This window comes from Bradyrhizobium sp. USDA 223, from assembly GCF_044909005.1.
In the GTDB taxonomy this organism is placed as follows: domain Bacteria; phylum Pseudomonadota; class Alphaproteobacteria; order Rhizobiales; family Xanthobacteraceae; genus Bradyrhizobium; species Bradyrhizobium yuanmingense.
Map to the genome: position 1 here is coordinate 5,362,253 of NZ_JBIYDR010000001.1, position 25,890 is coordinate 5,388,142.

Below are 25,890 nucleotides of genomic sequence, written 5' to 3' on the forward strand. Positions count from 1 at the left end.
GTTTCAACTCCGCTCGATAAGCGGAGAGCAATTGGGGGAAGAACGCCATGGCAAGCCACGCTCGCCTTTTGCCCGCGCCAACCATCGCAGCGCTTCGCATCGTCACATCATTGCTGCTGATCCTGTCTGCGGGGGCGTCCGCCCGCGCCGAGGATGCTGCCGCCTACCCCACCCGCAAGATCAGGATGCTGTTGCCTTATGCGGCCGGCGGCGGTGGCGACGTGGTCGGCCGGCTGCTTGCGGAGAGGATGGGCAAGACGCTCGGGCAGAGCATCTATATCGAGAACCACACCGGCGCCGCCGGCACGATCGGCACGCAGATGGTCGCGACTTCCGCGAATGACGGCTACACCATCACCGTCGGCGGCATGACCACGCATGTGCTGGCGCCCGCGATCTATCCAAAACTGCCCTACGATCCGATCAAGAATTTCACGACCATCGGGCGCGTCGGCGTCTCCGCCATCATGCTGGTGGCCACCAAGGACTTTGCCGCCAATGACATCAAGGATCTGGTCGCGCTGGCCAAGAAGGGCGAGCCGATCCAATACGGCAGCTGGGGCGTCGGCTCGACCGGGCAATTCTGCGCGGAAATCCTGATGCAGCAGACCGGCATCAGGATGGACCACGTGCCGTTCAACGGCATCGCAAAGCTGGCCGGCGATTTGCTCGGCCGCCACATTTCGCTCGCGACGCTCGACGTCGCCACCGCAACGCCGCTGGTGAAGGAGGGCTCGATCAAGGCGCTGGCCGCCTGCGGCGAGCGGTCGCCGAGCCTGCCTGACGTCGCCAGCTACAAGGAGCAGGGTGTGGCGTTCGACCGCAGCCTCTCCTGGGCGATGTATGCGCCCGCCGGCGTGGCGCCGCCGATCGCGCAGAAGCTGTCGGCGGCGCTGAAGGAGGCCCTTGGCGATGACGTCGTGAAGCAGAAGCTGCTGGCGCTCGGCATCACGCCGCAATTCGTGCCCGGCGAGGAGCAACGCGACATCAACGCGCGCGACATCACGGCCTGGAAGCAGGTTGCCAAGGACGCGGGCATCGAGGTCAAGTGATCGACGTGACGAGGGGAGCGCGGGCATGAGCCGCATCTTCGGCGCGGTGCGCCAGAACGGATATGTGGTGCGGGACATCCACGCCGCGATGAAGCACTGGATCGAGGTGATGGGCGTCGGGCCCTGGTACTACATGGACCGGGTCAAGACCGACTGGTTCCGCCATCGCGGCCGGGATTCGGCCGTCGAGATGAGCATTGCGCTGGCGAATTCCGGCGATCTCCAGATCGAGCTGATCCAGCAGCGCAACGACGCGCCCTCGCTCTACAAGGAATTTCTCGATGCCGGGCACGAAGGCCTCCAGCATATGTCGTACTGGAGCCACGACTATCAGGCGCTCTACGACAAGGCGCTCGGGCTCGGCTACAGGCTCGGCCATGAGGGCCAGATCGGCGGCGAGAAGGGACGCTTTGCCTATTTCGACACGCAGGCGCATCCGGGCACGGTGATCGAGATCTCCGATATCAGCGGCACCAAGGGACCGTTCTTCGAAAAGGTGCGGCAGGCCGCGATGAACTGGGACGGCACGCGGCCGATCCGCGAGGTCGGCGGCGGGAGATCGTAGAACCGATTGCCCGCAATGTACGCCGTTGCTGGCTCTTGCGGGAAACCATGGTAACGTGGCCTCGTGTCCGAACCTTCAGCGAGGCTAGCATGCCCGACACTGACAAGGTCTTCGCCGGCTCGATTCCGAAAATCTACGACGAGTATCTGGTCCCGATGATCTTCGCCGTCTATGCGGAGGACATCGCAAGGCGCGTTGCCGCACGCTCTCCCGCTGTATTGCTCGAGATCGCAGCGGGCACCGGTGCGGTGACGCGGGCCGTGGCGGCGGCGCTGCCGCGCGGCGTTCGATACCTTGCAACGGACCTCAACGAACCGATGCTCGCGGTCGCAGCGCAGCGCCAGGCGAATGACGATCGCATCACCTGGCGTCAGGCGGACGCAATGGCCCTGCCCTTCGGCGACGCCGAGTTCGACGTGGTCTGCTGCCAGTTCGGCGCGATGTTCTTTCCGAACCGCATCAAGGCCTATGGCGAGGTCAGGCGCGTCCTGAAGCCGGACGGCACGTTCGTGTTCAACGTTTGGGATCGCATCGAGGAGAATGCACTCACGCATGAAGCAACGGTCGCGCTCGAGAAGCTGTTTCCCAATGATCCGCCGCGTTTCATGGTCCGGACGCCGCACGGCTATCACGACAAGGCCGTCATCAGGAGCGATCTCGAACGAGCTGGCTTCCGCGACATCTCGATCGAAACCCGATCCGAAATCAGCCGCGCGCCTTCAGCCGAAGATGTCGCCATTGCGCTCTGCCAGGGCACGCCACTGCGCAGCGAGATCGAGGCACGGGATGCCGGCAAGCTTCAGGCTGCGACCGATACGGTTGCGGAGGCAATCCGGGCCCGCCATGGATCCGGTCCGGTGGAGGGCAAGATCCAGGCGATCGTGATCGAGGCCCGCCCGTAGCAGGGGCGTTGGCCGAGGCGGCGCGTCCTTTACCAGAAGCCGCGCTGGAACGGCTGCGCCGGCTGATAGTACTGATACTGGCTGCGCCGGCGCGGGTTGGCCGGCTGGACGTAGGGATCGCGGTAGAAGAAGCCGAAGCCGTTGTCCCAGCCGTCGTCGCTGGCGACCATGGCGGGCGCGGTCGGCTTGCGCGTGATGAAGCCGCCTTGCGGCTCGTTGCTCAGGACCGCGACGAACTCGGTCCGGTAATTGGTCTCGCTGCTCAGCGGCTCGTCCGAGATGACGATCGAGGAACGCGGCAACGCGGTCGGCCCGATGCGGTCCCATACGTCCTGCGGGATGGTGATGCGGTCGAGCGCGTTGCGGGCCTCATCGCCGTTCTCGATCGTGACAACGCTCCAGCGCAGCCCCGTCGCGGTCTTCGCCATCGCCGTGAAGATATGCGTGCCGATCGGCTGCTCGGGATTGCGGATCGTGACGGGGACCTCGATGCTGGTGTCGAAGACCTCGCCGCCGCCGTCGGGCGCCGGCTTGTGCGTGTTCCGCCGCACATAGAGCTTCTGCGTCGCCCGGCTGATGTAGACAGAGACCGGCTCGCCCGCGAGCTTCGCGTCGGTCGCCGCCTTCACGGCCTCGGTCTTTCTGGCCGCAGCGGTCTTCGCGGCTTCCTTGGTCGCAGCCACCGCATCGCGCTTCGGCTGCGCGGCGGCCCTGGCGGCCTCGAGCTGCGTCGCCGCGTCGGCAGCCTTGGTTGCTGCCTTCTGCTTCAGCTCCTCGGCCTTGGCGCGGGCCTGATCCGTCTTGGCATTTGCGAGCATTTTGTCGGCGAAGGCGAGCTCGGCATCGGCGCGGGTCTTCTGCTGTTCCAGCTTGCGCAGCGCGGCCGGCAGCGCGGAGGCCTCCTTCGCGGCGACGGACGCAGCCTTCTTGGCCTCGTCGGCCGCCCTTGTGGCTTCCTCCGCCTCGGCGGAGAGCTTGTCGGCCCGGCCGGGCACGGCCGCGATGGCCTCCGGCTTTGGCACGAACAGCGAGGGATGAGAGAATTCCGTCGGGACCGTGTCATGCGGCGAGACGATCACGCGCATCCCGATGTAGGTCTTGTCGAACACATTCTCGGCGAAGCCGAACGGCATTCGCACACAGCCGTGCGAGGCGGCATAGCCGGGCAGCGGTCCGCCATGCAGGGCGATGCCGTTCCAGGTAATGCGCTGCATGTGCGGCATCCAGGCATCGTCATAAAGGCTCGAGCGATGCTCCCGGTTCTTCTCGAGGATGGCAAAGACGCCGGCCGGCGTCTCGCGTCCGGTGGTGCCGGTCGATACCGGCGCGCGCACGATCCAGCCATCGGCATCGTAGAACGTGACCTGCTGGCTCTTGATCGACACGATCGCCATGACCGGATCGCCGGCCGCCCGCGGCGCGACTGCCTCAGCCACCTGGCGCTGCTGCTTAGCCGCAATCGCCGGGGTGGCCGCCGCAAGGGTCGCCGCCGCCACGAGCGCCATGATTCCGGCAGGCCCCCGGCGCCCCACCGCCCTGATGGATTGCGCCGTCGTCGATCGGTTTTTCATGCCATCCTCGGTCGAGCTGCCAGTCGGCTGGTATCGCTCACGTGTCAGATTGGAATCGTTGCATTAAGAAATTGCAGTCGCCTTACGTTCCCTCTGTGGCGAGATTCGGCACGTTGCGGCGACAAATCTCTCATATACGACGCCTTGCGCAGGCGGAAGGCGGCCGTCAGCCGGGCTGGCCCGAAGCTGGTCTCGGCCACTGCGGCAGAATGTCCGGGAGAGCCGCCGGAGACGCGCCCACGGAAGCGCGACTAGACGCCCAACGCCTTGCGGTTCAACGTTCGCAGCACACGCAGCGACAAGGTGCGCACGTTCGCAACATTCAGCAGCCAGGCCGCGGCGGCATAGGCAAGGCCGCCGGCGAGGCTAACGATGACGAGCGGCACGAGGCCGGTGCCGCCCACTTGCGCCCGCGCAATCAGGATCGCGGCGGCCATCGCGGCCGCGGAGGCAGCGACGCCGGCGAGGCGATTGAGCTCGAACGGGACCGGATGGGCCCGATACATCAGGACGAGTGCGACGAGGAAGCCGATCGCCTCGGTCGCCAAGGTCGCCAGCGCCGCGCCGTAAAGGCCGTAGCCGCCGATCAGCGCGAACATCAGGATCACGCTGATCACCAGCGTGAGGAAAGATTGCGCCGCCAGCATGAACGGCCGCTCGGCGAGCTGGAAGCTGATCTGCACGTAGAACTGATTGGCGATGCCGAAAAGCCGCGCAAGCACCAGCGTCGGTAACAGGGCCGAGACGCCGGCGCGGAAGTCGATCCCGACGAGCGTTCCGGCCACCTGGTCCGCCGCGAGCGCAAGCCAGACCGCAACGGGCGCCACCACGACGAGCAGCAGCTCGAGGCTTTCCGTCAGCCGCTCCCGCGTCGTCTCGCCGTTGGTCTCAGACAATGACCGGAACACCAGCGGCACGGTCGCCGCGGCGACGCTGGATGCGATCATCACCATGAACTGGCGCGGCAGATCGGCGGCAACGCCGAAGATGCCGGCAGCATCCTTGCCGAGCAGATAAGCGACAATGAGGCGGTCGCAGGCCGAATAGACCGCCACGGACAATCCCGCCAGCGTCAGCGGCAGGCCGTAGCGCGCCAGCTGCATGAACTGGCCGCGCTGGAAGCGCGCGATCCCGGTGCGGTCGCCGACGAGGTTCAGGATGATGCCGGCGAGTGACCCCAGGCCGAAAGCGGCGAGCAGCCCCAATCCGCCCCAGCCCAACCAGATGCCGAGAAGACCGAAGCCGACGGTGGAGACGCTGCGCACGATCGAGATCGCCGCGAAACGGTAGGGGCGCAATTTGGCGCGCTCGAACTCCTGGCCGACATCGACCGCATTGGCCATGATCGCGACGAACATGCTGGCGAGCAGCAGTTCGACGCTGAGATCGCTGCGGACCAGGACGACCAGCGGAGTGGTGGCGCAGAGCACCGCGGCTGTGAGCGCGAAGGCGACGATTGCCGTGCCACGAAAATCGACCTCCGCCGACATCGCCTGATAGCGCGACACCGACAGCTTGATCCAGGCGAAGAAGATCGCGCCCAGAATCCCGGCAAGGCTGATGCCGACGACATAGACGCCGTACTCCGCCGGGCTCAAGAGCCGCGTATAGGCCGTGACGGCGAAGAAGCCCACCGCCGCAGGCAGGATGTAGGCGACGAGATAGATCGAGAAATGGCGGTTCAGCATGCGAGCACGGGACCGTGGGCAGCCATCAGGATTAACGGGTCGTTAAGACGATCGGGTGCGACAATCGGGCTCGCCGCTGGCATTGCCAAGGATAGGTCAAGGACGGGTCAAGGATAGCCGGATAACCCTGCAAATCGGATCGCTAAAGGAGCGAGCGCGCGGTTATCGCGCGTTAGCGTTAAATTTGCCCTGTTCTTGAAGGAGCGGGCGCGATCACAGAAAAGAAGTATTGATAGCGAACCGTCGCCCGACTCCTCCGACGCACTGATGTGACTGACATGGACGTTGTCGAACGAACACGGGCGAGATCGACCTCCCTCCCGCGTCGAACCGCCACTGCTCCCGCGGTTCCCGCGTATCCCGGCGCGAAAGGTCGCGACAGGATGGTTCTCAACCTCTTCTTCGAGGAACGAGACGACCGCTGGTTTCCCGGCGACCGTCACCTTCGGCCGCTGCTGCGCCGGTTGTTGATGGGCAAGTCCTTCATCAGCGGACAGCGGCGCGTTCTGCTCAATCTGTGCGCAGGCCTTGATCGGCTCGGCATTCGCTACCGCGTCAACGATTATCGCTACATTCGGAAGCATCCGGAGGAACTGGCCTGCATCATAGGCCGGCCGTTCGTGCTTGATTGGTTCAAGTGGAAGAATCCGCTGCTGCTTGGCGTCGCCATGTATGACCATCCGATCGACGCACCGGAAACTCTGAACGACCTCGACGTGAGGCGGGTGCTGTTGCCCTGCGCCTGGTATGCCGACATGTTTCGTCCGCACTGGCCCCATGTCGGTGCTTGGCCCGTCGGCATCGAGACGGATCTGTGGATCCCCACGCCGGCTGCGCAGAAGAAGGTCGACGTGCTGCTCTACGACAAGGTGCGCTGGGATTACGACCGGTACCAGCCGGAGCTGATCGAGCCGATCCGAAAGCTTCTCGAAGCCAGCGGCCGCACGGTCGAAACGATCCGCTACGGCCACTACAAAGAAGAGGATTACAAGACCGCGCTGGCTCGCTGCCGCAGCATGATCTTCCTCTGCGAGCACGAGAGCCAGGGCATCGCCTGCCAGCAAGCACTGTCGAGCGGCGTGCCCGTCTTCGCCTGGGATCGCGGCGGCCCCTGGCAGGATCCGAAATATTTCCCGGACAAGGTGCGATACGAGGGCAACGTGTCCTCGGTGCCCTATTTCGACGCGCGCTGCGGCATGACCTTCACTGATGCGGGCAGCTTCGCGGAGGGCTGGGGTCGTTTCTGGTCGCAGGTCGACGCAGGAGGCTTCGCGCCGCGCGATTATGTGCTGGACCACCTGACGCTCGAGAAGGGCGCGCTTCACTATTACGAAATCGCGGAAGCCGCGATGCAGCGGCACGCGTGACCGGGCTCGACCGACGCGAATTCCTGCTCGGCTGTACCGCCACGCTTGCGGCAGGCGCATCGGCGTCCGCGGTGCCGGCCTCGAAACGCGCCCAACGCCGCCCGGGCTACGGCGCAGCCGCCACGCTCTGGGACCTGCAAGCCGATCCGCGGCTCGGCGAGGCCATCAGCACCTATTGCACGCAGGTGGTGCCGGTGCTCGAGCTGAAATGGCCGATGCTGCGGCCGGACGCCCATACGTTCGCCTTCGAGCGCGCCGACGCGATCCTGGATTTCGCGCGCGACAACGATCTGACCATGCGCGGCCACGCACTCGCCTGGTATCACGACATTCCGGACTGGACCAAGCAGATCAAGGGCAGCAAGGGCGTCGAACGCGCGTATCTCGACCACATCGGCACCGTCGTTTCCTACTACAAGGACAAGCTGACGTCGTGGGATGTCGTCAACGAGCCGATCCCCGACAATCCGCGCAGCCCGAAGGACCGGCGCGACACCTTCTGGACGCAACATCTCGGCGATCGCTGGATTCCGCTGGCGTTCCGCACGGCGGCCGCGGCCGACCCCTTCGTCAAGCTCGCGATCAACGAATATGACATCGAATCGGCGAAAGATTCCTTCATCGCCAAGCGGGCCGCCTACCGCACCCTCATCATGGACCTGCTCGATCAGGGCGTTCCGCTCCACGCCGTCGGGCTGCAGGCGCATCTTCACGCCGAGCTCGAGATCGACACGCACGGGCTCGCCGAGTTCGTCACCGAGCTGCGCTCCTGGGGGCTCGAGGTGCTCATCACCGAGCTCGACGTCGACGACCAGAAGCTGGCGGGCAGTCCTGCGGAGCGCGACGCCGTCGTCGCCAAGCGCGTCGACGACCTGCTGACGGCCGTTGCCGCGAGCGGCCCGGTGCGCTCGATCCTGACCTGGGGCATCTCGGACCGTTACAGCTGGATCAACGGCACCTTCGCCCGCAAGGACAAGCAGCCGAACCGTCCGCTGCCGCTCGACGGCGAGTTCAAGCCGAAGCCGTTCATGGACGTCATCAGCAAGTTCACGAAGGACGCTTAGAAATCAGCGCGTCTTCGGCGTCTCGAACGCGGCCACATCGCCGATGTGTTCGGGGGCCAGGCTCGGCGCGCGCCGTTCGCGCGAGGAGAGGCGGAACACGTCGCGGATGTCGGCGATCGACGTCGACGAATAGGACTGAATGCAAAGCGCGACCTGCTCGGGCGAGGCCGTGCGCATCATCGCTTCGATGGCCGGGCGGTCGAGCGGCGTGTCGTCCCAGTGCGAAACCGCGATGCTGTCTTCGGTGAGCCGATGTCGCGCCAGGTGTTCCGGCGAGGTCGCGACGAAGTTTCCGTAAAGCAGATACTCCGAAAACTTCTTCTTCCGGCACAGCGCCAGCGCCCAGCTCAGGCCGGTCGCCGACTTGATCGCGTCCGTCATCGCACGCGCAGTGTCCCTGTCCCACACCAGCGCGTTGCCGACATAATCGTCCGCCGGGAACGCGCGCTCCTTGATGCCGAGAAGCTGGTCGACGGTGCGCAGCCACAGGCCGTGCAACGGGTGGTCGGCGGCGATCGCTTTGCGCGTGACGAACAGCGGCGTCGTCTCGGCGCCGGCATAGCGGCCGACGTCGAATTCGCGGAAGAACAGATTGTCCGAATCCAGGATGCAGACGCGCTGCTCGGGCGCGTTGAGGACGCCGGCGATCTTCAGGATCTGCTGGATGTGCCAGCCGTGCACGGGCGAGGACAGCAGCGACAGCCAGACGCGCCGGCTGCCGAACTGGAGCGCCGGCGGCAGCGCGAACAGCCATTTTGGCAGATAGCGCGAGGCCGGAACGATGACCCGCTTGTCGGACGCGAAGCGCGCGAACAGCGGCACGTCCTCATCGTTAACGAGCACATAATGGCGCGTGTATCCTGACAGCCAGGTGTCGATGCTCTCGCTAAGCAGCGAAAAGCGTTCGATATCCTTGGCGTAGCTGGCAGTCAGCAGGGCAACGGAATGCATGGAGCACGCTCAAATGGCCATCAGACCCGCACTGATAGCGGCAATGCGAGATGCCGGAAACTCACGATCGAAATCAAGGTAAAGCGAAACGAAGTGTTAGCCATCCGACGGCAGCCCCTGCTCCAGCTCGCGAAAGCGGAGCGGTGCCAGGGCTGAGGCGCGCTGCCACCAGTCGGCGACGCGGTCGTCGAGGGCGGTCACGCCGCGGCCCCGGCCGGGGAAGATCCGGATCTGCTGGATCGCCTCTGCCTCGAATACCCTGGCCCTCCGCGTGATCTTGAGGGCGGCGCCTTCGCGGTCGCGCTGGGTCAGCGGCACCAGAAGACGGCCGCGCGGACGGAGCGACCGCAGCCAGAGCGGGTGCGGGTGCGGGAAGCCGGCGTGGACGATGATCACATCGGCGGGCTCGCCCACGTCCTTGCATCCATCGCCGTGGACGACCGTGACATTGCCATAGCCGCGCAAATAGCTCGACGCCCGGGCGGCGAGCCGCTCGTCGCATTCGATCGCATGGACGCGGCCCTTCTTGCCGACCATCATCGACAGCACCGCCGAGAAATAGCCGAGGCCGCAGCCGATCTGCACGACACGGTCTGCCCGCTTGACGTCGAGAATGTCGATCAAATGCGCCCACAGGCTCGGCAGGCCGGTGTCGAGCTTGCGGCGTGCATCGATGGCGACCAGCACGTTGTCGTAGAGATGAACGGGATCGGCGTCGGGCGTCAGCCGGTAGCTGCGCGCTGCCTCGCCTTTGATGCGCCAGGGCCCCCTTGGCAGAAATTTCTCGCGCGGAACGGCGGCGAGCGCGGCGAGCAGACGCTTCGAGGCAATCCGCTCGCGCCTGGCGATCAACTCCACGTAGTGCGCCCGCGCGGCGGCAAGCTCGCTCATGTCACAGACCGGCCTGCTCGCGCACCGGCGCGTCCATGCCGAGTTCGTCGACGAGCTGCAACGCCTGCTTCAGGTCCGGCGTGTAAAAGCCCTCGCTGAATTTGCCGACGATCGGCATGAGCAAGAGTCTTGCGTCGTCGCGCTTGCCGGCCTGTTGCGACAGGCGCGCGAGGCCGAGGGCGGTGCGAAGCTCCCAGGACAGCGCACCCTGTTTGCGCGCGGTCTCCAGCGAAAGGCCGAACAGGTCCTCCGCCTCCTGTACCGACGCCGGGTCGCCACCCGCCAGCGTGATCTCGCCTTGCAGGCGATAGACCTCGGCGAGATAGAAGTGATCGCCGGTCCGCCTTGCAGTCGCAAGCGCACCATCCAGCGCGCGCAAGGCGGCGTCGCGCATCCCGACCTTGGCGTAGGTTTCCGCGAGCAGACAGCGGAACCAGCAGCCGGCGAGCCAGGAATCCATCGCCTCGTACTCGTCGAGGCCGAAGCGCATCTGGGCGAGCCCTTCGTCCGCTTCGCCGAGCTGAGCCAGCGCCCAGCCGCGCAGGATCGCCGCCTGCTGCTTCCAGTGCAGGAAATTGTGCTCGGTGGCAATGATCATGGCGCGGTTGGCGTAGTCGCGCGTGCCTTCGACGTCGCGCAAATGCTGGCGGAGATAGGCGCCGAACACCAGCGCGAAGGCGAGCGTGAAAGGATGACGGATCTTCTCGGCGTTCGCGATCGCCTGCTCGCTGTGCTGGCGCGCCGCGTCGGGCCGGCCGAGGAACCACAGGAGGTAACCGAGATAAGACAGCGAAACGACACCGGGATCGATGCCGTGCCGTTCCATCAGGTCGGAGTGCAGATCGGGGCTGAACAGGTTGATGCAGCGGTGCAAATGGTGCTGCGAGGCTGCGAAGCGGCCGCGATAGAGCATGGTCATCGCGATCGCGCGGTGCGCCTCGATCAGATAGCCGGTCTGCTGCGCCGGCTGCGTCCGCTCGTTCAGCCGCTCGCGCTTGGCAAACTTCAACAGCTCGACGCTGAGATCGTGCGCGCGGGTGAGATCGGCGCGGATGAAATGGCACACCCAGAGCCCGCGCGTCGCAGCGAAGACCTTTTCGTCGTCATCGAGCTGACGGCCGAGCTCCAGCGCGCGGATGTAGTTCTCCTCGACCTCCTGCACCGCGTAGCCCTTGGCGGCGATCAGCGCGTTGCCGAGCGCGATGCGCAGCTTGAGCTCCATCTCGTCGGCGCCCTGCATGCGCGCATTGGCCTGCACGACGTTAAGGCCGCGGCGCAGGTGGCCGATCGCCTCCAGATTGGCCCCTGTCTTGGCCGCCTGCTTGCCGGCCTTGAGCCAGAAGCTGGCGGCGCCCTCGCTCTGGCCGGATTCGGTCAAATGATGGGCGAGCAGCTCCGGTTCGCGCTCGGTCCTCTCCGGATACATCTCGGCGAGCACCTGGGCGATCCGCGCATGCAGCTTGCGCCGCTCGCTGTGCAACAGGCTCGCATGCGCGGCGTTCTGGATCATCACGTGCTTGAAGGAGTACAGCGCATCCGGCGGATGGCCGCGGCGCATGATCAGCCCGGCCTCCTGCAGATGACTGAGCGCCGCCTCGATCTGCTCGGCCGGCGTATTGGCGACGGCATGCAGCGTCTCGTAGGAGAACTCGCGGCCGATCGTGGCGCCGATCTGCGCGATGCGCTTGAAGGGTCCCATCCGATCGAGCCGCGCCATCAGCGAGTCGGTCAGGGTGGCCGGGATTGCGAGCTGCCGCCACGGTCCGGACAGCACGTAGCGCCCGTGCCGCTCGGTCAGCAGATTGGACTCCAGAACCGTCTTGGTCAGCTCTTCCAGGAACAGCGGCACGCCGTCGGTCTTGACGATGATCTCCTCGACAACCTCCTTGGGCAGCTCGCGTCCCGCGACGCGCTCGACCAGCGTCGTGCGCAACTGCCGGCTCAAGCGGTTCAGGACCAGGGTCGTGATGTGCGAATGCGCGTTCCAGCTCGGCTGGAATTCCGAGCGCGCGGTGATGATCGCCAGGATCGGCTGGTTCTGCACCCGATCGACCAGGAGGTCGACCACCTCGCGGGAGGTCGGGTCGATCCAATGCAAATCCTCGAACGCGATCACCAGCGGCATCTCGCGCGCAAGGCCGAGGAAATGGTTGACCAGCGCCACGACGGTCGCATCCTTCTGCTGCTGCGGCGACAGCTCGAGCGGCGGATAGCGGTCCTCGGTCGGTATCGACAGCAGCGCGGCAAACAGCGGGGTGACCTGCTCGACGTCGCCATGAGCAGCCGCGATCGCGTTCTCCAGGCTCGCCAACGACAGCGCGGACGAATCCTCGCGATCGAGACCGAGGGAGAATTTGAGCTGCGCGACGAAGGGATGGAACGCGGTGGAGGTGTAGTAGGGTGAGCATTGCAGCGAGACCTGTCCATGGCGGTCGTCCGATATCCGCTCGAAGATCTCCTGGATGATGCGCGACTTGCCGATGCCGGGCTCGCCGAACTTGACCACGACCTGGCCGTCGCCGTCCTTGACCTGCTGCCAGCGTCCCATCAAAAGCGCGATCTCCTCCTCGCGGTTGACGAGCGGTGTCAGCCGCGTACCCATCGCCGCAGCGAACCGGGTCTCCACCCGCGAGGCGCGCACCACGTGCCAGGCCTGGGCCTTCTCGGGGATTCCCTTCAAGTCGTGGACGCCGAGATTGCGGTAGTCGAACTTCCCCTTCAGCAGCGCCTGCGTCGAGGCCGAGATCACCACGCCGTTGGGCGGCGCCAGGCCTTGCAGGCGCGCGGCGAGATTGACGGTCTCGCCCACAGCGGAGTCGCGTTCTTCGGTGCCCTGCCCGACCAGATCGCCGACCACGACGAGCCCGGTCGCGATCCCGATGCGGACGGCGGGCGGATGGCTGAGCGCACCGCGCGACTCGACCGCGTGCGCCGTCGACAGCACCCGCACGATCTCGAGCCCGGCGCGCACCGCGCGCTCGGCATCGTCCTCATGTGCGGTCGGATAGCCGAAATAGACCAGGATACCGTCGCCGACAAAACGGGCGGCAAAGCCCTCGTATTGCTTGACGACCCGGACGCAGGTCTCGCGAAAATCCGCGATCATGTCGCGGACGTCCTCCGGATCGAACTGCGCGGACAGCGAGGTGGAATCCACCATGTCGCAGAACATCGTGGTGAGCTGGCGCCGTTCGGCTCCGACCTCCGCCCGGATTTGCGGACGCGGCGCCTCCGCCTCCGTGGTTTCCGCTTGAAACAGCGCCGCCATCGCCCGCTGCAGCCGCTTGCGATCGCCGAGCGGCAATCCGAGCTCGACCAGATCGGCTTCGGTGAGATCCGCGATGACGTCGAGATCGAGGCGGTGCTGCGCGAAAAGATCGGTGTAGTGCCCGAGGCCGATGCTTTCGAGCCAGTGCTTCAGCCCACCTTCCAAACTCGTGCTCGGCTCGTTCTCCAGCATCGCGATTCTGCCCGACCCTTACTCCGTCGAAGGGCTCGAGGGCCCCTCAACCACAGATTTTGGGGTCCAAACTTCACCTCGGACTGGACGCATTCCCCAACTTCTTGGAAGAATAACTTAATCGGACCAAAAGGGAATGGCGTTGTCGGACATTGCATCCGGAGCGGACGAAGCATCAGCCGGCACCACGGCCGAAACGAAGGTGTTCGCGCATATCAGCGGCCTTCTTGAATTCTACGCCCGCAGGACGCCGGCGGCACCCGCACTCCTCGCTCCCGGCCGGCCGGCGCTCAGCTATGGCGTGCTGGCCGAGTCGATCCGGCAACTGGTCCGTACCTTGCGTGAACTCGGCATCGGTCCCGCAGACCGCATCGCGGTCGCGCTGCCGCGCGGCGCCGATACTGCGCTGGCGCTGATCGCGGTCGCATCAGGCTGCGCCTGCGTCCCCATCAACCCGGATCTGACGGCGGACGAGCTGCAACGCTATTTCAGCGAACTGAAGCTGACGGCGCTCGTGACCCGGGCCGACATGAACTCGGCGAGCCGCGACGCCGCCAGAGTGCTCGACATCGCCGTGATCGATTTCGTGGCGGGGCCCGCCCGCGATCTCGGCGGCTGCGCGTTCATCGCTCCGGCGATCGGGCCGGCCAATGCCGGCGGCTCTTCGCGCGGCGACGACGATGCGTTCATCCTGCTGACGTCAGGCACGGCGGCGCGGCCGAAAATGGTGCCGCTGACCCACCGCAATGTCTGCCTCTCCGCCTACAATGCCGGCCATGTGCTGTCGCTCACGACGCATGATCGCCTGCTCAACGTCCTGCCGCTGTTTCATGCCCATGGCTTGATCTCCGGCCTGCTCACGGCGCTGGCCGCGGGCTCCAGCGTGATCTGCACCGACGGTTTCGACGCATCGTCGTTCTTCGGCTGGATGCGGGAGTTGCAACCGACCTGGTACACGGCGGTGCCGACTATTCATCGCGCATTGCTGACGGCGGCGGAAGTAAACCCGGACCGCGCCCGACCATCGTCGCTGCGCGTGATCCGGTCGGCTTCGGCCTCGCTCGCGCCGGCGATTCTCGCCGGGCTGGAGACAACGTTCGGCGTGCCCGTGCTCGAGACCTACGGCATGACCGAGGCGGCCTCGCAGATTGCGGCCAATCCGTTCGAGCTGCGCAAGGTCGGGTCGGTCGGCCGCGCCGCCGGCCCGGAGATCGCGATCATGGACGAGACCGGCCGCACGCTCGCAAGCGGGGCGCACGGCGAGATCGTGCTGCGCGGGCCGAACATGAGCCGCGGCTATTATAATGACGAGCCGGCGACGCGGGCCGCATTCCGCAACGGTTGGTTCAGGACCGGCGACCTCGGCAATCTCGATGACGACGGCTATCTCTTCATCGTCGGCCGCATCAAGGACGTCATCAACCGCGGCGGGCAGAAGATATCGCCGCTGGAGGTGGAAGACGTCCTGCTCAGCCATCCGGCGGTGCTGGAAGCCGGCGTGTTCGCGGTCCCGCACGACAAGCTCGGCGAGAACGTCGCGGCCGTCGTGGTGCTGCGGCCGAACGCCGAGGCGACCTCGGACCAGCTGCGCCAATTCGCGCGAAAGCGCCTTGCGGCCTACAAGGTGCCGAGCCTGATCCGCAGCGTGGCGGCGCTGCCGAAGGGCGCCAGCGGCAAGGTCAAGCGCAACGCCCTCGCCGGTCTGATTGCAACGGTCGACGCGGGCGACGAGACCCGGCTGTTGCGCAATGCGATCGAGAGCCAGCTCGCCGAGATCTGGGCCGGCCTGTTGGAGCTGCCGCAGGTCGGCGCCGACCAGGACGTCTTCGCGCTCGGCGCGGATTCGCTCGCGGTGACACAGATGCGCTCGCGCTTGCGCGACCGCTTCGATGTCGACTTCTCGTTCGAGGACATCTTCGATTGCCCGACGATCGCAGCGCTTGCGGCCCGGATCGAGACCGCCGCAAGCCGGCGCGAGACGGCGCTGCCGGGCTGGCGCCGGCTTACGGGGACGGACGCACCGCTGTCGTTCCAGCAGCAGCGGATGTACGTGCTCTCGGGACAGGACCCGACCCGGTACAATTATAACGTCGTCGAGATCGCCGTCCTCAAGGGCCCGGTCGACGCCGCCGCGCTGTCTGCGAGCCTCGCTGCGATCTCAACGCGCCATGAGGCGCTGCGCTCGGTGTTCATCGAGCGCCAGGGCGAGCCGGTGCAGCTCGTGCTGTCATCGACGCCGCGGCTGGAGCGCATCAAGCTCAAGCCATGCCCTGCGGGCAGGCGGCCGGCGGCAATCCGGCGCGAGGCGCTCAGGCTTGCGCAACATCAATTCGACCTGGCCCACGCGCCGCCCCTGAAGACGACACTGCTGTCGTTCGACAGGAACAGCCATGCGCTGGTGGTCAACGTCCATCATCTCGCCACCGATGGCTGGTCGCAGCGGCTGTTCTGGCAGGAGCTCGCCGTCCATTACGCCGCGGCGCGCAAGAAGCAATTGGCCGCACTGCCGCCGCCCGCCTTCCAATATCGCGACTTCGCACTTTGGCAGCAAAGCTGGGCGCAAACACCGGCGGCGAAGCAGCAGCTCGATTATTGGCGGGCCCAGCTCGACGGCATCACCATGCTGCCGCTGCGAACCGACAGGCCGAGACCTGAGATCTGGAGCGGACACGGCGCGCGTCACTACCTTGAATTCTCAAAGTCCCTCTCGTCCGAGCTGCGCGCGCTGAGCCAGAACCAGGGCGTCACGCCGTTCATGACGCTGCTCGCTGCCTTCCAGTGCCTGTTGTTCCGCCACACCTCGCATGAGGACGTCGCCACGGGATCGCTGATCGCCAATCGCAACCAGATCGAGAGCGAACGCCTGATCGGGCTGTTCGCCAACACCCTGGTCCTGCGCAACGATTTCAGCGGCGATCCGAGCTTCGGCGAGATGTTGCGGCGGGTGCGGCAGGTCACGCTGGACGCCTACCGCAACCAGGACCTTCCGATCGAGGAGGTGTTGCGCGCATTGCAGGTGGCGCGCCGCAGCGACGGCAATCCGCTGTTCCGGACCATGTTCATCCTCCAGAACGCCTCGATCGAGGCGGCGCGCTTTCCTGGCCTGTCGACCCGGCGGCTGGAAGTCGATCCCAGGGTGGCGCGGTTCGACATCACGCTCGAACTGGTCGAGGCCGATGGCCGCTTCACCGGCTTCTTCGAATACGCCACCGATCTTTTCGACGCCGCGACGATCGAAGCCATGACGGCCCAGTTCAAGACGCTGCTCAAGGCCGTCATCACCAATCCGGAGCAGCGCATCTCGCGCCTGCCGCTCCTGACCGAGGCCGAACGCCGGCAAGCGCTGGCAAAAGGCCGGGGCATGCCGGCCAATTTCACCACACGCGGCAATCTGAGCGACCGCTTCGAGCGCCAGGCGGGGAAGACGCCGAACGCCGTCGCGGTCTCGGACGATCGCACGTCCCTGACCTATCGCGAGCTGGCGCGCCGCAGTGGAGCGGCCGCGCGCTGGCTGGCCCGTGAGGGCGTCGGCGCGGAGAGCGTGGTTGCCCTGCTCGCGGAGCGCGGGCCCGACCTGCTCGCCGCGATGATCGCGGTGCAGCGCGTTGGCGCGGCCTTCCTCAATCTCGATCCCGACCAGCCGACGGCACGGCTCTCGACCATCCTCGGATCGAGCTGTGCCCGCGTGCTGCTGATCGGGCGGGCTCAGTCTGCCATGGTCGAGGCCCTGCTCGAACCGCTGGTCGAGCGCATCCCGGTGGCCGAGCTCGACGACGTGGTCGCGACAAGGGCAGACAAGCCGGCCCGCGCCGCACGGCGCGCCGCCTCGAGCCTTGCCTATCTCGTCTATACGTCCGGCTCCTCCGGCGCGCCGAAGGGCGTCATGATCGAGCAGCGCGGCCTGTCGAACCATCTGGCCTCGCTCATCTCCGAGCTCGGCCTCTCGCCTAAGGACGTGATCGCGCAGACCGCGCCGCAGAGCTTCGTCATCTCGGTCTGGCAATTCCTCGCCGGTCCCATGGTCGGCGCGCGCGTCCATGTCTGCGGCAGCGCGATCGTGCAGGACCCGATGCTGCTAGCGCGCGAGATCGAGGGCGAGGGCATCACGGTGCTCGAGATCGTGCCCTCGCTGCTGCGCCTCATTCTCGAGCGTATGGACGAGGCGCCGATCCGGCGCGCCTTCGCGAAGCTGCGGCTGCTGATCTCGACCGGCGAGCCGTTGCCCGTCGAGCTCTGCCGCGCCTGGTTTGCGCGCTGCCCGAGGGTGCCGCTAATCAATGCCTATGGCGCCTCGGAATGCTCCGACGACGTCTCCCTGCATCGCCTGACCAAGGCGCCGGCGATCGCGGCGGCCAACGTTCCGATCGGGGCGCCGCTGCCGAACACGCAGCTTTACGTGCTCGACGCGCAGCTCCAGCCGCAACCGATCGGCGTGACCGGCGAGCTCTGCATCGGCGGCGCCGGAATCGGCCGCGGCTATATCAACGATCCCGCGCAGAGCCGGCAGCGGTTTCTGCCCGATCCGTTCTCGCGCCAGGCCGGCAGCCGGCTCTACCGGACCGGCGATCTGGCCCGGCGCCGCGCCGACGGGACGATCGAATGCCTCGGCCGCGCCGACCATCAGGTCAAGGTCCGTGGCTATCGTATCGAGCTCAAGGAGATCGAGAACGCGCTGGCCGAGCATCCAAGCGTGCGCGCCGCCATCGTCGAACCGCGCCGCGAGGCGAGCGGCGACATCAGGCTGATCGCCCATGTCGTCGCCAAGCCCGGCAGCCGCAGCAGTGCCAGCGAGCTGCGCGATTTCCTGAAGAGCCGCCTCTCCGTCCACGCCGTCCCCTCCGCCTTCCTGTTCCTGGATCAGGTGCCGCTCAACGCCCATGGCAAGATCGACCGCTCGGCGCTGCTGGCGTCCGTCCCGCCGGAAACGTCCGGCGCGGATGCGGTCGTCCCGGCGCGGCGCTTCACCGAAAAGGTGCTCTCCGACATCTGGATCGACCTGCTGAACGTCGAACGCATCGGTGTTACCGACAATTTCTTCGACCTCGGCGGCCATTCGCTGCTGGCCGGCCAGGTGATGGCGCGCATCGCGCGGGCGCTCGGCGTGTCGCTGCCGATCAAGGCCATCTTCGAGGCGCCGACGATCGAGGGGTTGGCGCGGCGGGTCGAACAGACCGTGGCCACGAAGCCGCACAAGCCTGCCGCAAGCCTGCCGCGATCGGCTGCGGGCGGGCCGCCGGCGCCTTCCATCGGGCAGGACCAGATGCTGCAGATCGAGCGGAATCTGCCGGGGCTGCCGCAGTTCAATCTGCCCTTCGCCTTCCGCCTGCAGGGCCCGCTCGATTCGGCCGCCCTGGCAAAGGCGATCGACGACGTGGTGCGCCGACACGAATCGCTGCGCACCGCGTTCGCCTGGAACGGCGATGAGCCGGAAAGCCGCATCGCCGCGCCACGCACGATCGGCCGAATCATGACGGTCGAGACGATCGGCGACGGTCATCCCCACGACAACAAGCGCCGCAAGGCGCTCGAGCTCAGGAAGATCGATCTCCTGATCGAGCAGGAGGCCTATACCCCGATCGACACCAGGCGCGCGCCGCTGTTGCGCGCCCGGCTGTTGCGGCTCCACGACGACGACCACGTGCTGCTGCTGACGTTGCATCACGCCGTCGTCGACGGCTGGTCGATCGGCGTGCTGTTCGAGGAATTGTCGAGCCGCTATGCCGCGCTGGCCGGATATCCGTCTGCGCCGCTGCCGAGCCCGCCGCCGGCCTTTTCGGACGTGGCACGCTGGCAGCGCTGGTGGTGCGGCACTGACGCGGCGCGCCGCCAGGCTTCCGACTGGATCCTGAATTTGCGCGGAGCGGGTCCCCTCTTCGACGGCGAAGCGAGCCCGGGCGCCTCCACCGGGCATCATCCGGTCTGCCTCGAGCGCGAGCTGATCGACCGGCTGACGGCGCTTGCCGGTCAGCACAATTGCACGCTGTTCATGTGCATGCTCACCGGCCTGAAGGCCATGCTGCTGGCCCGGACGGGCCGCACCGACATCGCGGTCGCGACCGCGATGGCCAATCGTGCCCAGCCGGACACCGACCGGATCATCGGCCCGTTCGAGAACACGGTGATCGTCCGCACGACAATCACGCCGGACTTGTCTTTCGCGCAGGCTCTGCTGCGGGTGCGCCAGAGCGTGCTCGAGGCGCATGCGCGGCAGGAGCTGCCGTTCAGCGTCCTGGCCGATCGACTGGAGCAGGAGGGGATCGATCCGGCCTCGCTGCTCCAGGTCTATTTCACGCTGCAGAATCCGTTGCGCCGGCCGCTCGATCTCCCGGATCTCGCGACGGAATCGATCGGCAACGTCGCGCGCGAAGGCCAGCCGGTGCTGCCGATCGACCAGACCTGGCTGTCGCTGATGCTCAAGGAGCGCCCGACCGGCATTACCGGCTCCTGCAATTACAAGCGCGATTTGCTCGAGGGCCGAGCGGTCGGCGAATGGATGGAGGACCTCGTCGCCCTGCTGACGGCGGCGATCGCCCAGCCCAACGCACCACTCGGCAGATTGCTCGCGCGCAGGGCCGCTTGATGCCGCGACATCGCGCCGGAATACGGGTTCACGCCCCAAAGCTGTGAATGATCAAGTTGCAGCTTGATTATTTGGCGTCGTCGCGCAAGATTATTCTCGGGTTTTGATTAGGATGATCATTTTCAACCGGGGGAGTGTTATGGGTTTCATCAAATTTACCAAGAAGACCTCGCTTAGCGCAGAGGACCGCAAGGCGCTGCAAGACCTGCTCAATTTCGAGAAGCAAAAACTCCAGCTCGCGCTGAAGGATGTCGACGCCAGCCTTAAGGCTCTGCGCGGGTCCAAGAAGAAGTCCAAGAAGAAGAAGAAGTAAATTCGTCGGTCGGGGACGGCCGTACGAATCTTCGCAGAGCGGCCGCTTGCGTGTCGAGTTTGGGGGCTCGCACAAGCTTACGCCTGTAAACCGGCCTGCAAATCGACAAGAATTCGCCCGGGTGGACCGCTAGGTACGGTCCTCTCGGCTGATTCTTGCGCAGTTGTTTCTTCCGTCGGGACCGAGGGATTTGGCCTCGCCCGACGCCATGGGCCCAATTGATGGCAGACGACAGAATCGAACTCTTTGTCGGACTGATCGAGACCATTGACGTGCCGGGCGCGGCCGAGGCGTGCCGACGCCTGCTCTCGGTCGACGAGCGGGCCCGGGCCGATCGCTTCGTGTTCGAGCGGCATCGGCGGCAGTACATCTTCGCACATGCGATGTTGCGCCTCGCGCTGTCGCAGGTCGCTTCCAACGTGGCGCCGACCGACTGGACGTTTGGCGCGGGCCGCTATGGCCGGCCGTTCGTCGCAGCACCGGCTACCTCGACCGCGCTGCATTTCAGCCTGTCGCATGCCGACGGCTGCGTCGCCTGCGTAGTGTCGCGGCATGAGGCCGTCGGGGTCGACGTCGAAACCGTGTCGCGGCGCGTCGCGCCGCTGTCCACCGCGCTTCGCTTCTTTGCGCCGGAAGAGGTCGAAACCTTGCGCGGACTGCCGGAGCCCGCGGCGATCGAGCGCTTCTTCGACTATTGGACGCTCAAGGAGGCTTATCTCAAGGCCAGGGGCTTCGGGCTCAATCTGCCGCTCGACGCCTTCGCCATGCAGGTGTCACGCGAGGCCATCGAAATCAGCTTCAAGCCCGACATCGTCGACGATCCGGACGCCTGGCGCTTCTCGCTGTGCTCGCCATCGCCCGCGCATCGCCTCGCGATCGCCGACGGCTCCCGCGCGGGCGGTGGCCTTCCCATCAGCCGCCATGCCTGGCCCCTCCGCGAAGCGGCTGAGTGAGGCGCGCCAGCGGCGAGGCGCGCGCGCCGATTGGATTATTTTGGAGTCGCGAGCGATGCGGCTCTTCTCCCTCTCCCCGTTCCTACGGGGACGCGACGAGCTTCGCTCGCGCTGAGAGGGTCGGGGTGAGGGCCTCTCTCCGCACGGGGGATCGCTGTGAGACCTGTATCCCCTCACCCGGAATTTGCTGCGCAAATTCCGACCTCTCCCCGCAGGCGGGGAGAGGTAAGTATCAGCGCTCTTCTTCGAAACCCGCCAGCACAGAGGTCAGGTTGGCGCCGAGGATATCCGAGAGATAGCCGCCTTCCTGCACGAGCACGGTCGGCAGGCCCAGCTTCGCGATGGCCTGGCCGATGCGGCGGAAGCCGGGCGTGGTGACGGCCAATCCTTTCAGCGGATCGTGCTCGGAGGCATCGAGGCCGAGCGCGATGACGAGCGCGCCGGGGGCGAAGGACTCGATCGCCTTGCGCGCGAGGTCCAGCGCCTGGAGATAACCGTCATCGCCGGTGCCGATGGGAAGCGGAATGTTGAGATTGGTGCCGAGGCCGGGTCCTTCGCCGCGCTCATGCGCATAGCCCCATACGTAGGGATAATACGCAACGGGGTCGGCATGGATCGAGATCGTGTAGACGTCGGGCCGGGCGTAAAAAATGCCTTGCGTGCCGTTGCCGTGATGGACGTCGACGTCGAGGATCACGACGCGCTCGTGCTTCTGCCGCAGATGCGCCGCCGCGATCGCGCTGTTGTTGAGGAAGCAGAAGCCGCCGGCCATGTCGCGATAGGCGTGATGGCCGGGCGGACGGCAGAGCGCGTAAGTTGCGTCCTCGCCGTCCATCACCATCTGCGCTGCGGTCACCGCAACATCGGTGGCGGCGCAGGCCGCGGCCCACGTGCCCGGGCCGATCGGCGCTGCGGTGTCGGCGGTATGCCAGCCGAGTTTGCCGACGATGTGGGTCGGATAGGTCGCGGCATGGCGCACGGGATGGATATTGCCGATCATCTCCGGGCCGGAATCGCCGAGCGCCGTCCAAGCGTCCCAGGCTTCGCTGAGGAACGACAGGTATTCCGGGCTGTGAATGCGTGCGCGCGGCCCGGGCCCGAACTTGGTTGGCTCGACCAGCTGGTGCTTGCCATCCCGCAATCCCCTGAGCAGGCGGTCGGCGCGCTCGGGCTGCTCAGTGGTGCGCTTGACGACACCGCGCACCAGAAAGAATTGCGGATCGTGGCTGCGGTGCAGCTCGGTATGGACGGCTTTCACTCAAACACTCCGTGGTCGCATGGACGTGCCGCAGAGTCTTGATCGCCACGGCCGCCGGATGCAAGCAAGAAGAATGCCGCCCAGCGTCGCGCTGCCCTGCGCCGAAAGCAGAGCGCTTGCGAAGCTCAGCAACGGCCTCGCTGAAGACAGTGCTCGCGGCCCGGCTGGTCGGTGCGGAAGGACTCGATGAAGCCACCCTGGCGCTGGGTGACGAAGATGGTCTTGCCGTCGCTGCCGCCGAAGGCAATGTTGGTCGGCTCCTTGGCCTTCAGCGGGATCTCGCGCTCGACCGCGCCGGTCGGCTTCATCAGCGCGATCGTGCCCTTGAGAATGCGCGCGACGTAGAGGCGGCCGGCAACGTCGGTGCGCAGGCCGTCGATGGTGTCGGGCTGAAACGCCTTGACGAGTTTTGCAGCCGTCAGCTCGTTGCCGCTGATCGCATAGGACCAGATCTGGCCGCTGCTGGATTCGCCGACATAGAGCGTCTTGCCGTCAGGGCTGAGGTCGATGCCGTTGGTGGTGCCCATCGCGCGCGGCGCCGGCATCACCTGCCCTCGCACCGTACCGTCCGCTCCCCTGGCGATGCGCCAGATGTGGCCTTCGCGCCCCTTCCAGTTCGGATCGCTCGCATAGATCGTGCCGTCCGGCGCGATCGTGATGTCGTTGGGCTGGCTCATCTCGCCGGAGTGAAACCACACCGCGGGCTCGGTCGCACCCTTGGGGATCGCGAAGATGTTGTGCTTCTTGTAGTCGGCGATGAACATAGTGCCGCTGCGGTCGAAACGGATTGCGTTGCCGACGCTGCCTTCGGGGAGCGTCGTGAACAGCTCCGAGGCGGCGCCACCCGCGGGCAATTTGCCGATGGTGCCGGGCTTGCCGAGATTGACGACGAACAGATTGCCGTCGAGATCGGCGGCCGGCCCTTCGATGCCGAAGGTGTATTCGCTGGCGGGCGTCACCTGTGCGCTTTCGAACAGTTTTGTTTCGGCAGCGGCCGGCAGCGTGACCAGCAGGATGCTACTGCACAGGCACCAGAAGTTCCTGCCGGATGTAATAGCCATCGCCGTCGGTGCACTCGCCGTTGAGATAGGGATCGGCTGGCCGGAAGAGTCGGCTGAAGCCGGGTCTGTCTACAGCGTCCCTTTGTGTCACGACGACGACCTTTCCGGCCGGTATTTCGCCGCATTCCTTGTTGGCCTTGCTGAAAAACTTCCGCTGCGGCGGGCCCGGCTTGATCCGCATGCGCGTGCCCGGAACCATTTTGGCGACGAACAGGTCCGCGGTATCGAGCAGGCGCGTGTAACCGGGTTCCAGCTTCGGCAGGCTCTCGCCGCCCGGCGGCATCAGCTTCTCGGCGCCAAGGCCGCGCAGGCGCGTCCGCAGCCTGCCGGCGTCGGGATCGCCAGGATAGATCCAGCCGTCCTGCGCCAGCATGAAGTGCAACACCGCCCTGTCCTTCTCCGCATCCGATTGCGCCGCGCTCAGGCCGAAATCCGAATGGCAGCCGGTGCAATGCTTCTCGACGAGGCCCTTGCGTAAGGTGGTGAGGCGAACGCTGTTCTGCGCGTCTCTGGCGACGAAGGCTGCGAGCTGGTCGATCATCGCCTGGCTGCGGGTATCGCAGGGGAGCGGCTGAGGTCGCTCGCCGGCCGTGCGATCGATCCGGATCACGGTCTTGTTCTTGTCCTCGACCAGCCAGATCGCGCCGTCCTCCGTCACCGTCATGCCGACCGGCGCACCTTGCGGCCGCGCGCCGTTGACGCGGTGCCAACCGGCGATCAGCTCTTCGAACGGCGCGGCGGCGACCTCGCCGGCATCGGTCCGGAAACTGCGGGTCGGCTCGGCCGCGCAGCTGACGTGATAGCGCACCGGTGCCGCGCTGGGCTCTGGAAAGCCGTGATCGTCGACGTCATAGACCAGCAGCCGGCTGCCGGTCGGCCGATAGCCGTGCAGGCCGACCAGGAGCTTGCCCTCAAGCTCGGGGAATTTCGCGCCGTGGTAATACAGCATCGCGAGCGGCGCGCCGTGCGGCGGCAGCAGCGAGAGCGGCGCCTTGTAAAGCGCATTGGCCGAGCAGAACGACTTGTACGCGCCCGATTGCAGCACGAGTCTGAATTCGGGGCTCGGCGTCGACAAATCGTAGCAATAGGGCCAACCATAGTGCCTGCCCTGCTCGATGGCGTTGATCTCCTCGTTCGGCTTGAAGAGATCAGGGAGGTCGCGGGCGTTCTCGCCCTGGAGAAAGGCGTAGCCGGCATCCGGAAACTTCGGGTGCAGCGCCAGCGCCATCGAGTTGCGCAAGCCGCGCGCATAGACGCTGTGCGGCGGGTCGGGATCGCCGGGTTTCAATGCCGGGAAGACGCCGCCTGCGGGCGGCGTGAACAGCCAGATCGATGCCAGCGCGGACGCGCCCTCGGCCGCCGCACAGGGTTTTGTGATCGGCGCCGGCGTGATGCAATCGTCGCTGTGCGAGCCGACATTGACGAACAGCCGGCCGTTCCGGTCGAACACGAACTGCTTGAGCGGATGCGCGCTCTCATCGAGCCTCTTACCATCGGGCAGCGTGATCCGGCGGCCGGGCATGTGGCGGATGATGGTCTCGACCGTGCTGCGTGGATTGTCCGCGAGCGGGTCGAACCGGAAGATCGTCTCCGCGGTCGAGGCGTAGAGCTTTTTGTCCGGGCCGATGACGAGAGCGAACGGATATTCTATCCCCGTCAGCAGCTCCTTGAGGCGTTGCCCCTGCGGGGCGCGCGGATCGAGCAGCAGCAGCCGCCCGTCGGTGTGGCCCCAGCCGCCCATGTCGGCGACCACCAAAAGGTCGCGGCCGGGCACCTGGACGATCGAGCGCGGAAATTTGAGGCGATCCTCTTCGTCGGCAACGAGGCCGGCGCAAAATCCCGCCTTCATGTCGATCTGGATCCTGGGAAAGGCGAGATCGCCGCTGCCGCAGGCTTCGGTGCCGATCACATAGCCGCTCTTCCTGACCGGCTCGGACGAGGCCGGGGCGAAGCCGAGCAGCGCGGCAGCCAAGCCCGCTGCAACAACGGCCGCTGCAGGCAAGCGCAGATTTCGCCGTTCGCGCGCGAATGTGAACTCGTTCACGGTGCCCCCGCCTTCCCGCCGGCGTTGTTCCATGCCGCCGCCGCGCCGTCCAGTCATCACCCGCCTGTGATTAAACCTGTAACGACCTTGGGCCCGACCAATATCCGTAGATTCCCTTACCGGGCTCGACCCGAATGTTTCGCGAATGCTTGGGGTGGTATCCGTTTGCC

16 protein-coding genes are annotated in these 25,890 nt (G+C 66.1%); 8 read left to right on the forward strand and 8 right to left on the reverse strand.

Going from position 1 to position 25,890, the window contains the following annotated elements; genetic code table 11:
- The first annotated feature begins 47 nt into the window (after positions 1–47).
- The 3 genes from ABIA40_RS24915 (at position 48) to ABIA40_RS24925 (ending at position 2,519) form a co-directional block, all read left to right on the forward strand.
- Positions 48–1,052 carry a Bug family tripartite tricarboxylate transporter substrate binding protein gene (locus ABIA40_RS24915; RefSeq protein WP_404543663.1) on the forward strand — a complete coding sequence of 335 codons (1,005 nt, stop codon included), beginning with the start codon at positions 48–50 and terminating at the stop codon, positions 1,050–1,052.
- 25 nt (positions 1,053–1,077) lie between these two features.
- Positions 1,078–1,617 carry a VOC family protein gene (locus ABIA40_RS24920; RefSeq protein ID WP_271538733.1) on the forward strand — a complete coding sequence of 180 codons (540 nt, stop codon included), beginning with the start codon at positions 1,078–1,080 and terminating at the stop codon, positions 1,615–1,617.
- Positions 1,618–1,706: 89 nt separating this feature from the next.
- Complete coding sequence (locus ABIA40_RS24925) at positions 1,707–2,519, forward strand: class I SAM-dependent methyltransferase (RefSeq protein WP_271538735.1); 813 nt, start codon at positions 1,707–1,709, stop codon at positions 2,517–2,519.
- A 29-nt stretch (positions 2,520–2,548) separates the two neighbouring features.
- Here the strand turns inward: ABIA40_RS24925 and ABIA40_RS24930 are convergent, their stop codons facing one another.
- Positions 2,549–4,090, reverse strand: a complete 1,542-nt coding sequence (locus ABIA40_RS24930) for a L,D-transpeptidase (RefSeq protein ID WP_404543667.1) — start codon at positions 4,088–4,090, stop codon at positions 2,549–2,551.
- Positions 4,091–4,341: 251 nt separating this feature from the next.
- Positions 4,342–5,778: a lipopolysaccharide biosynthesis protein gene (locus tag ABIA40_RS24935; protein WP_404543669.1), complete on the reverse strand. Its 1,437-nt coding sequence runs from the start codon at positions 5,776–5,778 to the stop codon at positions 4,342–4,344.
- Between the two features lie 278 nt (positions 5,779–6,056).
- On the opposite strand from ABIA40_RS24935, the gene ABIA40_RS24940 reads away from it, so the two are divergent.
- Positions 6,057–7,145: a glycosyltransferase family 1 protein gene (locus ABIA40_RS24940; protein WP_404543672.1), complete on the forward strand. Its 1,089-nt coding sequence runs from the start codon at positions 6,057–6,059 to the stop codon at positions 7,143–7,145.
- A complete protein-coding gene (locus ABIA40_RS24945; protein ID WP_271538745.1) occupies positions 7,142–8,209 on the forward strand; it encodes an endo-1,4-beta-xylanase in 1,068 nt (355 codons plus the stop codon). The genes ABIA40_RS24940 and ABIA40_RS24945 overlap by 4 nt, the downstream gene beginning before the upstream one ends.
- A gap of 3 nt (positions 8,210–8,212) precedes the next feature.
- Here ABIA40_RS24945 and ABIA40_RS24950 read toward each other — a convergent pair whose 3' ends face one another.
- From ABIA40_RS24950 to ABIA40_RS24960, 3 genes are all read right to left on the reverse strand, one after another.
- On the reverse strand, positions 8,213–9,160 hold the full coding sequence (locus ABIA40_RS24950; protein WP_404543674.1) for a DUF6492 family protein: 948 nt from the start codon (positions 9,158–9,160) through the stop codon (positions 8,213–8,215).
- Positions 9,161–9,256: 96 nt separating this feature from the next.
- Positions 9,257–10,051, reverse strand: a complete 795-nt coding sequence (locus tag ABIA40_RS24955) for a protein-L-isoaspartate O-methyltransferase (protein WP_271538748.1) — start codon at positions 10,049–10,051, stop codon at positions 9,257–9,259.
- Between the two features lies 1 nt (position 10,052).
- Positions 10,053–13,511: an ATP-binding protein gene (locus ABIA40_RS24960; RefSeq protein WP_404543677.1), complete on the reverse strand. Its 3,459-nt coding sequence runs from the start codon at positions 13,509–13,511 to the stop codon at positions 10,053–10,055.
- A 136-nt stretch (positions 13,512–13,647) separates the two neighbouring features.
- Here ABIA40_RS24960 and ABIA40_RS24965 point away from each other — a divergent pair, with 136 nt between their 5' ends.
- The 3 genes from ABIA40_RS24965 (at position 13,648) to ABIA40_RS24975 (ending at position 21,357) form a co-directional block, all read left to right on the forward strand.
- A complete protein-coding gene (locus ABIA40_RS24965) occupies positions 13,648–20,091 on the forward strand; it encodes an amino acid adenylation domain-containing protein (RefSeq protein WP_404543680.1) in 6,444 nt (2,147 codons plus the stop codon).
- 139 nt (positions 20,092–20,230) lie between these two features.
- Positions 20,231–20,404, forward strand: a complete 174-nt coding sequence (locus ABIA40_RS24970) for a hypothetical protein (protein WP_275508170.1) — start codon at positions 20,231–20,233, stop codon at positions 20,402–20,404.
- Positions 20,405–20,625: 221 nt separating this feature from the next.
- Positions 20,626–21,357 (forward strand): 4'-phosphopantetheinyl transferase family protein, encoded by a 732-nt coding sequence (locus ABIA40_RS24975; RefSeq protein WP_404543683.1) that lies wholly within the window; start codon positions 20,626–20,628, stop codon positions 21,355–21,357.
- Between the two features lie 232 nt (positions 21,358–21,589).
- Here ABIA40_RS24975 and ABIA40_RS24980 read toward each other — a convergent pair whose 3' ends face one another.
- The 3 genes from ABIA40_RS24980 to ABIA40_RS24990 all read right to left on the reverse strand — a co-directional run bounded on the left by ABIA40_RS24980 (position 21,590) and on the right by ABIA40_RS24990 (position 25,720).
- On the reverse strand, positions 21,590–22,615 hold the full coding sequence (locus tag ABIA40_RS24980; protein ID WP_404543686.1) for a histone deacetylase family protein: 1,026 nt from the start codon (positions 22,613–22,615) through the stop codon (positions 21,590–21,592).
- Between the two features lie 125 nt (positions 22,616–22,740).
- Positions 22,741–23,676 (reverse strand): SMP-30/gluconolactonase/LRE family protein, encoded by a 936-nt coding sequence (locus ABIA40_RS24985; RefSeq protein WP_271538761.1) that lies wholly within the window; start codon positions 23,674–23,676, stop codon positions 22,741–22,743.
- Positions 23,633–25,720, reverse strand: coding sequence for a PQQ-dependent sugar dehydrogenase (locus ABIA40_RS24990; protein WP_404543688.1), 2,088 nt, complete (start codon positions 25,718–25,720; stop codon positions 23,633–23,635). Before ABIA40_RS24990 ends, ABIA40_RS24985 begins: the two co-directional genes overlap by 44 nt.
- Between the last annotated feature and the right edge of the window lie 170 nt (positions 25,721–25,890).